The sequence below is a fragment of the Exilibacterium tricleocarpae genome (genome assembly GCF_007004655.1).
Classification (GTDB): domain Bacteria; phylum Pseudomonadota; class Gammaproteobacteria; order Pseudomonadales; family Cellvibrionaceae; genus Exilibacterium; species Exilibacterium tricleocarpae.
In genome coordinates this window covers 43769-56893 of record NZ_ML660089.1, presented here as the reverse complement: position 1 = coordinate 56893, position 13125 = coordinate 43769, and the positions used below count along the sequence as shown (strand labels likewise).

Genomic DNA, 13125 nt, shown 5'->3' with positions numbered 1-13125 from the left:
GTACCATTACCACACTTTCCAGCCCGAATCTGCGCCGCAGACCTCCCGGCGCTGTGGCTGCGGCCTGAAACAGCCATGTGAGCCACTATCTTAAAGACAACTTAGCTTAGAGAGAAATCGGCTTAGAGAGAAATCGGCTTAGTGGAGAAACCAGCTTAGAGAGAAACCAGCCTATGAAACAATGCCAGCAGTTTTATATCGACGGCGTCTGGGTAGACCCCATGAGCCCCAACCCCCTGGAAGTGATCAACCCGGCCACCGAGCAGCCGGTGGCCACTATCTCACTGGGCAGCAGCTACGACGTGGACGCCGCTGTGGACGCCGCCCGCGACGCTTTTGAACACTACTCGCAGACCAGCCGCGAAGAACGCATCGCCCTGCTGGAGCGGATTCTGGCCATCTACCAGGAGCGCATCGGCGAGATGGCCGCCGCCATCAGCGCCGAGATGGGCGCCCCCATGGCGTTTGCCACCCACGCCCAGGCCCCCTGCGGCACCGGCCATATCGCCACCGCCCTGGAGGTGCTGAAAACCTACCCCTTTGAAGAAGACCTCGGCGGCACCCACATTTTCAAAGAACCGGTGGGCGTGTGCGGCCTGATTACTCCCTGGAACTGGCCCATTAACCAGATTGCCTGCAAGGTGGCGCCGGCACTGGCTACCGGCTGCACCATGGTCTTGAAACCCAGCGAGGTGGCGCCGCTGTCAGCCTATTTGTTTGCCGAGATTCTCGACGCCGCCGGCGTGCCGGCGGGGGTTTTCAACCTGGTCAACGGCGACGGCCCCACCGTCGGCCACGCCCTCAGCCAGCACCCGGGTATCGATATGATGTCCTTTACCGGTTCCACCCGCGCCGGCATTCAGGTGGCCAAGGCCGCCGCCGATACCGTGAAACGGGTGGCCCAGGAACTGGGGGGCAAATCTGCCAATATTATTCTCGACGACGCCAACCTGGAGAAGGCTGTCAGCCGCGGGGTGATGAGCTGCTTCGGCAATACCGGACAGTCCTGCAACGCGCCGACCCGTATGCTGGTGCCGGCGTCGCTGCACGATGAGGCGGTCGCCATCGCCAAAAAGGCCGCCGCCGCGGCCATACCCGGTGATCCGCAAGACCCGGCCACCACCATGGGACCGGTGGTAAGCGAGGCCCAGTACAAGAAAATTCAGGGACTGCTGCACCGCGCCGTCGAAGAGGGCTGCGAGTTGGTCACCGGCGGCCCCGGCAAGCCGGAAGGCCTGGGCACCGGGTATTTCGTCAAACCCACTATCTTCGCCAATGTCAGCAATGACAAAACCATCGCCCGGGAGGAAGTGTTCGGCCCGGTGCTGGCGATTATCCCCTACTCGACCGAAGCCGAGGCCGTGCAGATCGCCAACGACACCCCCTATGGCCTGTCCGGTTACGTCTCGGCCGGCGATATCGCGCGGGCGCGCCGGGTCGCCGCGCGGCTGCGCACCGGTATGGTTCACCTCAACGGCGCCGCCACCGATATCAGGGCGCCGTTCGGCGGTTACAAGCAATCGGGCAATGGCCGCGAGTGGGGTGCCCACGGCTTTGAGGATTTTCTCGAGATCAAAGCTGTGATGGGCTATGACAAAGCCTAGCGGGATAGCGATTGGCAACACACCGGCGGGCCCTGGGCCCGCCGGCCGCCTATATTCTCCATTGAGCGCCGGACATGTTTGAATTTTAGCGAAATCTGCTATCATCGCCGCCTTTGCAGCTATGGGTCTCGATTACAAGCCCTATCTGGGAGCCTCAATTGCAGTTTTTAACAATGGTTTAAACAACGGTTTCTAGTGTTTCGACAAATAAAGATTTTTACCTAAAACAGGTTTTGGTGTCCTTAGCTGACACGGTCTCGATCAGGGGGGCGCGCCTAGCCTGTAGCCCTTCGGGACACGCCGTGAATACATCCCTGTAGGCTCTACGCCAGCATCCCTGCTGGCGAAGGTCCCGAAGGGCTACAGGCTAGGCGCGCCCCTGATCGAGACCTCAGTGCAACCGAAGTGAAAATGTCTTCTGACCAAAGCACTACAACGATTTTCAACAAGGGTTCTCAACCACAGGCCCCGACCAAAGTTCCCGGTACAGTTTTCAACTGAGTTTTTCAACGACAGCTTTCAATCACAGGTATCAACCGCACACACTCTCGCTATGCTTAAAGACGACGCCCTGCAACAACTCACACAACTCAAAGCTTCGATTCGCGCCCAGAAAGACCTCGCCCAGGGAGTGGTGCGCGGCACCCAGGGCCGCTTCGGGTTTGTCATGCTCGACGACGGCCGCGAAGCCTTCCTGAATCCCGATACCATGCAGCGGGTGTTTCCCGGCGACCGGGTGGAAGTCAACGTGATCACCAACGCCAAGGGCAAACCCGAGGCAGAGCTGGAAAAATTGATCAGCAGTGACTTCAAAGCGTTTACCGGCCGCTACCTGGTACGCGGTAAAGGCCATTTTGTCGCCACCGATTACCCGTTGTTGAACCGCTGGATCTTTCTGCCGCCGAAAAGCCGCAGCAACGCCAAAGACGGGGACTTCGTGGCAGCGCGGGTCACCCGCCACCCGTTTCACAACGACGGTAAAGGGCAGGCCAAGATAGAAGCGGTGATCGGTGCAGAAACCGATGTGGGCATCGAACGCCGCTATATCATCGCCAAACACAAGCTGCCGGAGCACTGGAGCAAGGCGGCCGAGCAGCAACTCCAGGCGCAGCAGGCGGTTGAAGGAACTCAACAGGACCCAGGCGCCCGGCAAGACACAACAGCCGCACAGCAAGAAACAGCGGGAACCCGGCAAGAGACTGAAGCAACACCACAAGCGCCTGCAGACACGCGGCAACAGCTCGCAGCACCGCTGGCGCCAACGCAGGGCGACAACCGGCGCGAGGATTTCAGCCACCTGCCATTTTTCACCATCGATGCCGAAACCACCCGGGATATGGACGATGCGCTGTTTATCGAAGCCGCCGAAGACGGCTGGCAACTCTATGTAGCCATTGCCGATCCTACCGGCCTGATTGCCGTTGACAGCCCTATCGACCGCATTGCCCGCCGGCGTGCAAACACGGTCTACCTCACCGGCGGCGCCCTTACCATGTTGCCGGAGACACTGTCCCACCAGACAGTATCGCTGGTGGCGCAAGCCCCGCGCCCGGCCCTGGTGTGCAAACTGACACTGGCCGCCAGCGGCGCGGTCAGCGGTTTTGAATTTGCACAGGGAATCATCCGCTCGCGCCAAAAACTCAGCTACCACAAGGTGGCAGACTACCTGGAGCAAGTGGACGGCACCGGCATCGACGCCGAGATTGGCGCCGTTCTGGCACTGCTCGCGCAATGCAGCAACGCCCGCTATCAGTACCGCGCCGAACACGCGCTGATTATGGACGAGCGGCCGGACTATGAATTGGTATTGAACGCTCAGCAAAAAATCGAGCGCATCGAAAAGCAACGGCGCACGGTGGCCCACCGTATCGTCGAGGAAGCCATGCTGGCCACCAATTGCTGCGCTGGTGAACTGCTCGCCGAGCACCGGCTAGGACTGTTTTCCTGCCACGCCGGCTTTCGCGAGGAACGCCTGGCCGATGTGCAACTGCTGCTGGAAGAAAACGGCCACGGCAGCCTGGCCCCCGATGTCGGCAGTCTCGACGGCTATCGCGCCGTGATTCTCGCATTGCAACGCGAGGGCGAGGCCAGGGCATCGATCCTGTCGACCTTAAAGCGCATGCTGCAACCGAGTCGGTTATCGCTCGACGCCGAACCCCATTTCGGGCTGGGCTTCACCCGCTACGCCACAGTCACCTCACCGATCCGGCGTTATCAGGACTATTTTAACCACTTGGCCATCAAGCAGATTATCGCCGATCACAAGGCGCCCTCATTGAGCGGCGACGATCTGGAAGCCATCAGGCAGCAACTCGCGGTCGGGCGCCTGGCCTGCAAGCAGTTGGACCAGTGGCTGCTGTGCCAATATATACAACGGCACTGGCAGGCGCAAAAAGACGCCGCCTACGCCGGCAAAATCGTCCTGCTCAACAGCCAGGGGCTGGGCATTCGCCTGGACGACACCGGCATCGAGGGCTTTGTGTCCTTTAATCACAAGAAGGACAACACGAAGAAAAACAGCAAGAAGAAAGACGCAGACAAACTCAAGCTGTCGTTTGATCAGCACCGGCTGCTGTTGAAAGTCGACGACACCGTGTACCGGCTCGACGAACCGGTGCAGGTCAAGGTGGTCGCCGTCGATATGGATAAACGGCAAATCAGCTTTGCACTGGTGGCCTGAACCCGCGCGCCGCCGGCTGCTCACGGTGCGGCGCTCGATCTCTTTTGCGTGAGGTCAGCGACTTAGCGCCTATCAGTTGATCTGCGTCACTTGACATAACCCATCCCAAACTCTACATTCTGCGCCACTGTGAGAGGTGCCTGTCCCCGCCGCGGCGCGGACAGGTTAAACGGGAAGTCTGGTGCAAATCCAGCGCTGCCCCCGCAACGGTAAACAGGTTACCGCCTGTGAGCCCGACACCGGCCCCCTGCAGGTTCGACTGATGGAGCGGAGGGCTGCCATCCAGGGCTGATAGCGCCGGCCTGTCAACCGGCTTTGCCATCCTTGTCCCCTCCCTCAATCGCCTTGACTTTTTTACTGGCCATTGAGGTTCATTATGAAAAACACGGCTTTCGCCACCCTGGCGCTTACCGCGCTGCCATTCGCCCTGCACGCCGATGTTGCAGACAAAGGGGTTGAGAACAAACTCGAGGAGATTGTGGTGATCTCCTCGCGCATCGCCATGCCGTTGCGCCAGGTCGGCACCTCGGTCTCGGTGTTGGACGCCGCCGCCATCGACGCCCGCGGCTTCAATTCGCTGGCCGATGTCCTGCGCACGCTGCCGGCGGTTGCCGTCAGCAGCAACGGCGGCATCGGCAAGCCTACCTCGCTGCGTGTTCGCGGCGAAGAGGGTTTCCGCACCCTGGTGCTGATCGACGGTATGGATATCTCCGATCCCACCGCCCCCCGGGTAGGCCCGCAGGCCCAGCATCTGCTCAGCGCCGGCATTGACCGGGTGGAAGTACTGCGCGGTGCCCAGGGCATGATGTACGGCGCCGATGCCGGCGGCGTCATCAATATTACGACGCGCCGCGGCGCACAGAACCTTGAGGGCAATGTCGATGTCGAAGCGGGCCGCTACGGCTCACGCAAACTCGCCGGCACGGTCAGCGGCGGCAGTGACGCCCTGGACTTTTTTATCGCCGCGGCCGATTTCAGTCTCGACGGCTTTAACGCCCGCGATACCGACACCGTGCTGCGCGACGACGACGGCTACGACAACACCACCGTGCACGGGCGGCTGGGCTGGACCGTCACCGACCAGCTGCGACTGGAGGGCGTCGTGCGCGATGTGGCCGGCACCAACGAATACGATTCCTGTTCGGCCACCACCGACGACTGCAGCGACGACTACGACCAGACCAGCCTCAGGCTGACGGCCCGCTATGAAGGCGAGGTGTTCAATCACGAGTTCGCCGTGGAAAACAACGAGGTGGAAACCGCGTTTTTTACCGCCGGCACGCGCACCTTCGGCAATGACGGCAATACCCGCCGCGTCGAATACCTGGGCGACACCGAACTCGGCAACGGCGACGCCCTGATCTACGGCATCGAACACGAGCAACAAACCCTCGACGGCGACAGCGGCGATCGCGAGAGAGATCAACTGGGTTACTACGTCGAATACCAGAGCAACCTCTACCAGAACAACTACGGCGATGCGTTGTTTGTCACCCTGGGCGTGCGCCATGACGACAACGACGACTTTGGCGAACATACCAGCTACCGCACCACCGCCGCCTACTTAACGGCGCTGGACAACGGCGCCACCCTGAAATGGAAAGCCAGCTACGGCACCGGGTTCCGCGCACCGAGCCTGTCGGAAATTGACATCAATGCCAATGCTGATAGAGAGCCGGCAAGCCTGGTGGTGCTGGAAGAGGAGACCAGCCGGGGGTTTGACCTGGGCGTGGAGTACTTCGGTAGCGGCGGCCTGCATCTGGAAGCGGTTTACTTCGACCAGCAGGTTGAGGACGAGATTCAGTTCGATCTGGCGACGTTTTCCGGTTATATACAGGACCCGGGCCGCAGTGAATCCACCGGCGTTGAACTCTCGGCGGACTTCCCGCTCGGCACCCGGTGGACGCTGTCGGCCAACTACACTTACAACGATACCGAAACGGCCGGCGACACCCTGCGCGTACAGCGCCCGCGCCACCTGGCCAATCTGCTCGCCGCTTACGACAACGGCAACTGGGGTTGGGGTTTCAACCTGCGCAGCGCCCGCGACGCGGTGGACAGCAGTGCCGATCTGGATGATTACGAAGTCGTCACCATCAACGCCCGTTATCGATTCAGCGAAGCGCTGGAAGTCTACGGTCGCGTCGAAAATGCGTTTGGCGAGGACTACCAGGAGATAGTGACTTACAATACCGCCGACACGGCCGGGTATGTGGGTGTCAGGCTCAATTACTGACACGAACTCTGATGGCACACGCTTAAGGCGCCTACTTTCGCTTAAGGCGCCTACTTTCGCTTAAGGCGCCTACTTTTGGTGGTGGTGGTGGTGGTACTTTAGCAAATACGTGCCACTTAATCGGTCTGCCCCTGGTATCTTTAACAAAGTTCGATAAGGGTAGAGTGAGGGTAGATAAACTGCACAAACCCTCTTAAGTGAGTGCCACTCGACCCAGGCCATTTGTCTAAAACCAGGTAATAACCACCGATGTCCGAACTCGACAAAAAAGCACAAAAACACAAAGCCTCCATGCAAAAACAAAAAACCCGGGTCGATGCCGCAATCGCGGCCGCCACCACCGACAGAGGGGTGGCCGTGCTGCTGACCGGCGACGGCAAAGGCAAATCGAGTTCGGCGTTCGGCATGGTGATGCGCGCGCTGGGTTACGGACAGCAAGTGGGCGTAGTGCAGTTTATCAAAGGCGAACAACTCTCCGGTGAGGAACTGTACCTGCGCGATCACTGCCCGCAGGTGACGTTCTACCAGATGGGCACCGGATTTACCTGGGATACCCAGGACCGCAGCGGCGATATCGCCGCCGCACAACGGACCTGGGCCGTGGCTGCCCCGATGCTGGCCGATAGCCGCTATCAGTTGGTGGTATTGGATGAACTCACTTATATGCTGGCTTACGACTACCTCGATGCCGGGCAGGTAATCACCGCCATTGCCAATCGCCCCGCCGGGCAGAGTGTGGTGGTCACGGGACGCGGCGGCGGCGCGGCGCTGCAGGACGTGATGGATACGGTATCGGAAGTGAAAGAAATAAAGCACGCCTTCAAAGCCGGTATCAAGGCCCGCCGGGGCGTGGATTTCTAATGGCTGACACACCAGGGTGGACACAAAACCGTCTTCGCCCCCGGTGCGGTTCTGCCCGGCGCCGCCCGGCCCTCCAAACGGCGGCGAACCTGTGAATATCGCACAGCGGCGGGTTCTGCTGCTCCTGGCACCCACCCTGCCCGCCTGCTTTTTGCTGGCGGTCATCGTGGGCGCGGTCACTCTGCCGCCGGCGGAACTTGCGGCTCTGCTGACGGGCACCGGCGACCCATCCGGTGGCGCCAGCGCGCAGCTGATCATTACCCAGATACGCCTGCCGCGGGCCCTGCTGGCGGCAATCGTCGGCGCCCTGCTGGGTGTGAGTGGGGCGGCTATGCAGGGCCTGTTTCGCAATCCCCTCGCCGATCCCTCGCTGCTTGGAGTCACCGCCGGTGCCGCTGCCGGCGCCGCTGTCGTGATTGTGCTCGGCGGCCTGGCGGCGGCGGGTCTGTGGGCACTGTCACTGGTGTCGCTGGGCGCCTTTGCCGGCGGTATGCTGGCGGTGGGGCTGGTGTACCGGCTGGCCACCGGTGCCACCGGCACCTCGGTGGCCACCATGTTGCTGGCGGGCATAGCCGTGACCGCCGTGGCGGGCAGTCTTACCAGCCTGCTGGAATTCTCCGCTGACAATGCCATGTTGCGACGTATCAGCCTCTGGCGTATGGGGGGACTCGACGGCGCCAGCTACCAGCGCGTAACTCTGGCCGCCGCTGTAGGGCTTATCGTCCTGGCGCTGCTGCCCCGTTACAGCCGGGCCCTGAATGCGCTGCTGCTGGGTGAGTCCGAGGCCCGCCATCTGGGCATCGATGTGGAAACCGTCAAAAACCGCCTGATCGTGCTGGTAGCCGCCGGTGTCGGCGTCTCGGTTGCGCTGGCCGGTACCATCGCCTTTGTCGGCCTGGTGGTGCCGCATATTATGCGGCTGCTGGCCGGGCCCGACCACCGCTATCTGCTGCCCGCCTCGGCCCTGGCCGGCGCGGTGCTGCTATTGCTGGCCGATACCTTGGCGCGGGTGATAATCGCCCCCACCGAGTTACCGGTGGGGCTGGTCACCGCCCTGCTGGGAGCACCGTTTTTTATCTCACTGTTGCTGCGACGCCATGAATACGCCATGCAATAGCACGCCGGTAATGGCCCTGCAGGCGGTGACCGTCAAAACCCGGCGGGTGACACTGCTGTCCGGCGTCAGCCTGAGCCTGGCGGCGGGCCAGGTCCTGGCCGTCATCGGTGCCAACGGCGCGGGCAAAACCAGTCTGCTGCGCACGCTTACCGGTGAGCTGGCGGCGACGTCGGGCACCCTGTCGGTGTGCGGCGCCGCACCCACCCCGCGGCCGACACCCCGCCGGGCCCGCCACCTGGCGGTGCTGCCGCAGTTGAGCCTGCTGAATTTCCCCTACACGGCGGAGGAGGTGGTCAACCTGGGCCGCACGCCCCACAACTCCGGTATCCGGGTCGATCGCGATATCGTAGCCGCGGCCCTGGCGGCGATGGATATCGAGCACCTGCGCGGGCGCCTCTACCCGCAGCTCTCCGGCGGCGAAAAGCAGCGGGTACAACTGGCCCGGGTTATGGCCCAGGTCTGGCGCGGCGCCGATGCCGAGCCGCGCCTGTTGCTGCTGGACGAACCGACCACCGCCCTGGACCTGGGACACCAGCACCAGTTAATGGCGGCGATCCGCCGCTTCGCCGCCCAGGGCGTGGCCGTGGTCATGGTGGTCCACGACCTGAACCTGGCCGCCCGCTACGCCGATCGATTGCTGGCTTTGCACCAGGGCCGGGCACTGGCCGCGGGTACCGTGCCCGAGGTGCTGACGGCGGCGGTGATCAGGCAGTTATTTAATGTCGATGTCCGTGTGGTGAAACACCCCGATACTGGCAAACCCGAGATTCTCGGTCTATAACGTCACTTCGCGACCGGTCCGGGAACTGCAATGCGCTCTCCAGTTCAAAATGCTGTTCGGAGAGATATCGTTCGGTCCCCTGTCCGTCGTTGTCCCGCTCCATAACGAGTGATCGGGCGGATGTGATTATGGCCGTTAATGCAGTAGGATCGGATACTAGCCTCAATCGGTGGTGGCACCGCCGCGGGCCACAGGTAAAAAACAGCCTATATATAGATGGGAAACTGATTAAAACAATGCTTCGACAAGGGTCTTTACCACAGCTTCTTTTGCAACGGGTCTTATTTAGACCGGGGATTTTTTACACCGGGGAAGTTCCCCGCAGTGGTTTTCACCACCTACGCCCGCGCCTGGCAGGACATCCCGGCGCCGTGACAAGGGGCAGCACATCGACCGCCTGCGGGCGCAGCGGGGAAAACGATGAGTAAAACCACAACACTCGATATCCTCCGTCACGGCGAGTGCGAGGGCGGCCAACTCTATCTGGGCAGCACCGATGTGCTGCTGACCGAGTCGGGCTGGCGCCAGATGCGCAACGCCATCGACGCCTCTCCCGCGCCCTGGCAGCAGATTATCACCTCCCCGCTGCAGCGCTGTTACCGATTTGCAACACAATTGTCGAGCGACGAGGACCTGCCGCTGATGGTGGAATCGCGGCTGCGAGAAACGGATTTCGGCACCTGGGAAGGCCGCGAGGTGGACGAAGTCTGGCAGACTGAAAAGTCCGCCGTGATCGCCTGGATCGAAGACCCGGTAGCGGCCTCCCCACCGGAGGGCGAAACCACCCGTGAATTCTTCTACCGCGTGCTCGGCGGCTACAACCGCATCGTCAACAACTACCGCGGCAAACGGGTGTTGCTGGTCACCCACGGCGGTGTGATTCGCATGCTGCTTGCCCATGTGCTGCAGATGCCGCTGACTGCCGTGAGCCGCTTTGCGGTGCCCCACGCCTGCCTCAGTCGGGTAGAAGTGCTGCACACCGGCAACGGCGATTATGCCAGGCTGGTGGCGCACAACCTGCTCACTTGAGTGATACGGTGCGGTCACGCATCCCGGAGGTAAGTCTGCCCTGAACTGGGATAGCAGCGACTGAAACACATCGCATAGCAACGCGGCTTTTCGATTAGGCAACGCGGCTTTTCGATTAGGCGACGCGATTTAGAGGAGTGCCATCCGGCAAGGGCCGCGCCGGTACAGGGTATTTTTAAGCCTTCCGGTAGCGGGACCTCTGCCATCCGGACCTGCTTGCTACTACATTCCCCTTCTGGCACGAGGTTCAGGTGTGGGGCTGAAAAACACCCTGCACCACCCCGTCCCTGGTTGGGCAGATAAAGGCGAGTTGGGAAGTCGGGGAGGGATATGGCACGGTGCGGGATCAAAGTGGTCTCTTTCATACTGCCTGTTACGGTTTTCTCGATATAGGAACAGTGTGCAAGAGTTAAGGTCCGGCGGGGGTGCACTGTCCCGATCATTCAGGGCGCGTTTAAGCTTGCCTGTCGCCCCGGCGTTTTTGCGCGAGGACTGTTCGAATCCCAATTTTTTTTGCGCAGCAAAAAAAATGGTTGAGTTCCGCAGCCGCCGGGGCGACAGGCAAGCTTGCGCCCGATCGGGACAGTGCACCCCCGCCGGGCCGTGGAGTGGCACAAAAAAAATTTTAGGACGCTAAACTATCCAGGCTGTTTTTTCTCTGCGTGCATCAACTACCAGCGTTCATCGAAACTTCGCTACTGAGGTATCCGGTTGCGCACTCTGCCTGGCTTAAGCACCACCAGAAGTAGGCGCCTGAGGCGGGTGCCACTTGTCTCTGACAGACATTTTGAAGGGGGGTTGAAGAAGTACTTTGAAAAAGACTTTAGTCAATACCATCAAAGCGCTGATATGGTTGCTCTGTATCGGTGCCGCCGCAGCTCGGGGCGAAGTCCGGGTCCAGGATTATCAGGATCGCCTGGTGTCGCTGCCCAAACCCGCCGCGCGGATTGTCGCACTGGCGCCCCACGTGGTGGAGAATCTCTATGCGGCCGGCGCCGGCGACAAAATCGTCGGCGTGGTGGAGTACAGTGATTTTCCCGCGGCCGCCAGGCATAAAGCCCGGGTCGGCGGCCACAGTGCGGTGAGCCTGGAGGCCATAGTCGCGCTGGCACCGGACCTGGTTATCGCCTGGGCCGCCGGTACCAGCAGTGCCCTGGTGCAACGACTGCTGGACCTGGGTATCACCGTGTACCTCGACGACCCGCGCCGGCTCGCGGACGTAGCCCGCTCCCTGCGCGATTTCGGCACCCTCGCCGGTACGGCATCGGTCAGCGAACCCCGGGCGCGCAACTATCTGCGGCAGCTCGACACCCTGCGCACGCAGTTTGTCGATAAAAAACCGGTGACAGTGTTATACCAGGTCTGGCATGAACCGCTGCAAACGCTGAACGGCAAACACATTATCACTGACGTTATCGAACTGTGCGGCGGTCGCAATGTGTTCGACGATGCCGTCTCGCTGGCTCCCAAAATCAGCCTGGAGGCGGTGTTTCAGCGCAACCCCGATGTCATCATCGCCAGCGGTATGGGCACGGCGCGCCCCGCCTGGCTCGACCACTGGCGCCGCTGGCCGGAGCTGCGCGCGGTGCGTAATAACCACCTGTATGTCGTGCCGGCGGACAACATACAACGGCACACGCTGCGTATCCTGTCCGGGGCGCGACAAATGTGTGCGCATCTGGCTGCGGTGCGCAGCGCAGAAAGACGTTAGGCGGTGACCGACGGTGCTACGAATAGTTTACTTTGGCTTGCATACAACCATATCTAATTTTGAATATATGCTTGAGCATGTGGCGAAATTGTCAAAAAAAATAGTAGACTCGGTTTTCAGTTCTTAAACTGCGATTAAAAGTTCATCTCTTAACCTGATAGCTGGGGCCAGATCGTAGCTATGGTGGGTTGGTAACATTCTACAGAAGGATAGTGCCATGGGCGATGGCCAGTATGTGGCGCAGTTCAAAACTATTGAAGATCTCCATGGGCTTGTTAACAAGCTTATTGATGAACATCGAGATGCCAAAAAGGGAAAGCTCGGCGTTATGTTCCGAGTTGTAGTTCCACCGAATAATCCCACTACCTATAGAGAGGGCTCTCAGTGACCGTATCAGCTGGTTGAGGGAGTTAGGGTCTGCGATTATAAATTCGAAACATCAACAGGGCTAGAGTGGGTCATTCCAGACTGGACAATGGGACTCTCATTTTCGAAAACATATTCACATCTGAAAAATACACGGAAGATGCTGAGCCGTCACGCAAAAGGGAGAAACAATCCGGGACCGGCGGATGTTGCCTGGTGGATTTTTGAGAATCGAGATCTCCCTGTCGGAATGGCGTTTGTACAAGACCCTAAGGATAGACATCACTATTTTCTGGCGGTTACCGAAAGAATGCATATCAATACTTTGGTGACGAACTTAAAGCAAATTGGCTATAAAATGTCAGTCGTCAAAGACTTAACTTTTGGAGAAAGATAATGCTGGACTTCAGTGGAAATGACCAAAAGGCAAAGCTTGTCGCCCTGCACTATGCGAATCAGTTTGACGACTTGATCACTATTGAGCTTATCGAAAACAAACGGGAGGTAACAGATAAAGACGAAGCAAGGAAACTTGCTGAGTTCTATTGGAAGATGCTGGATGCCTCAGCCGAAGACCAAGAAAATGGCGTGAAAGTCCTCGGTGAAGTCGGTTTACAATACTGGATGGAAAGGCTGCTCAACATTGTGGGCGGCTATCTATCCAGTATTGGATATGAGGACGAGTGGAATAAGGTTTGTGACGAGATTTAAAAGTTACTAATGCCAGGACAGAATGAAGG

Annotated in this window: 10 protein-coding genes and 1 riboswitch; all 10 genes read left to right on the top strand. The window is 59.9% G+C overall.

All coding sequences use genetic code 11. The annotated features are described in order from the left end of the window. The first annotated feature begins 173 nt into the window (after window positions 1-173). Complete coding sequence (locus FKG94_RS04810; protein WP_142903073.1) at window positions 174-1604, top strand: aldehyde dehydrogenase family protein; 1431 nt, start codon at window positions 174-176, stop codon at window positions 1602-1604. Window positions 1605-2157: 553 nt separating this feature from the next. Then, window positions 2158-4284: an RNB domain-containing ribonuclease gene (locus FKG94_RS04805; RefSeq protein WP_142903072.1), complete on the top strand. Its 2127-nt coding sequence runs from the start codon at window positions 2158-2160 to the stop codon at window positions 4282-4284. A gap of 117 nt (window positions 4285-4401) precedes the next feature. Continuing rightward, window positions 4402-4546: riboswitch (cobalamin riboswitch) on the top strand. A gap of 114 nt (window positions 4547-4660) precedes the next feature. Then, the gene (locus tag FKG94_RS04800; protein WP_142903071.1) at window positions 4661-6520 is read left to right on the top strand and encodes a TonB-dependent receptor plug domain-containing protein; all 1860 of its coding nucleotides are present in this window, start codon (window positions 4661-4663) and stop codon (window positions 6518-6520) included. Between the two features lie 249 nt (window positions 6521-6769). After that, the gene (gene cobO, locus FKG94_RS04795; protein ID WP_142903070.1) at window positions 6770-7381 is read left to right on the top strand and encodes a cob(I)yrinic acid a,c-diamide adenosyltransferase; all 612 of its coding nucleotides are present in this window, start codon (window positions 6770-6772) and stop codon (window positions 7379-7381) included. A 91-nt stretch (window positions 7382-7472) separates the two neighbouring features. Further along, on the top strand, window positions 7473-8498 hold the full coding sequence (locus FKG94_RS04790) for a FecCD family ABC transporter permease (protein WP_218943442.1): 1026 nt from the start codon (window positions 7473-7475) through the stop codon (window positions 8496-8498). Next, the gene (locus tag FKG94_RS04785) at window positions 8479-9279 is read left to right on the top strand and encodes a heme ABC transporter ATP-binding protein (protein ID WP_246124951.1); all 801 of its coding nucleotides are present in this window, start codon (window positions 8479-8481) and stop codon (window positions 9277-9279) included. The genes FKG94_RS04790 and FKG94_RS04785 overlap by 20 nt, the downstream gene beginning before the upstream one ends. A 420-nt stretch (window positions 9280-9699) precedes the next feature. Continuing rightward, entirely contained in the window at window positions 9700-10308 is a 609-nt protein-coding gene (locus FKG94_RS04780) for a histidine phosphatase family protein (RefSeq protein WP_142903069.1), read from the top strand. A gap of 811 nt (window positions 10309-11119) precedes the next feature. Beyond that, complete coding sequence (locus tag FKG94_RS04775) at window positions 11120-12019, top strand: cobalamin-binding protein (RefSeq protein ID WP_246124948.1); 900 nt, start codon at window positions 11120-11122, stop codon at window positions 12017-12019. 217 nt (window positions 12020-12236) lie between these two features. Continuing rightward, window positions 12237-12407 carry a hypothetical protein gene (locus tag FKG94_RS28675; RefSeq protein ID WP_179957490.1) on the top strand — a complete coding sequence of 57 codons (171 nt, stop codon included), beginning with the start codon at window positions 12237-12239 and terminating at the stop codon, window positions 12405-12407. Between the two features lie 374 nt (window positions 12408-12781). Continuing rightward, a complete protein-coding gene (locus FKG94_RS04770; RefSeq protein WP_142903068.1) occupies window positions 12782-13096 on the top strand; it encodes a hypothetical protein in 315 nt (104 codons plus the stop codon). Window positions 13097-13125: the final 29 nt, after the last annotated feature.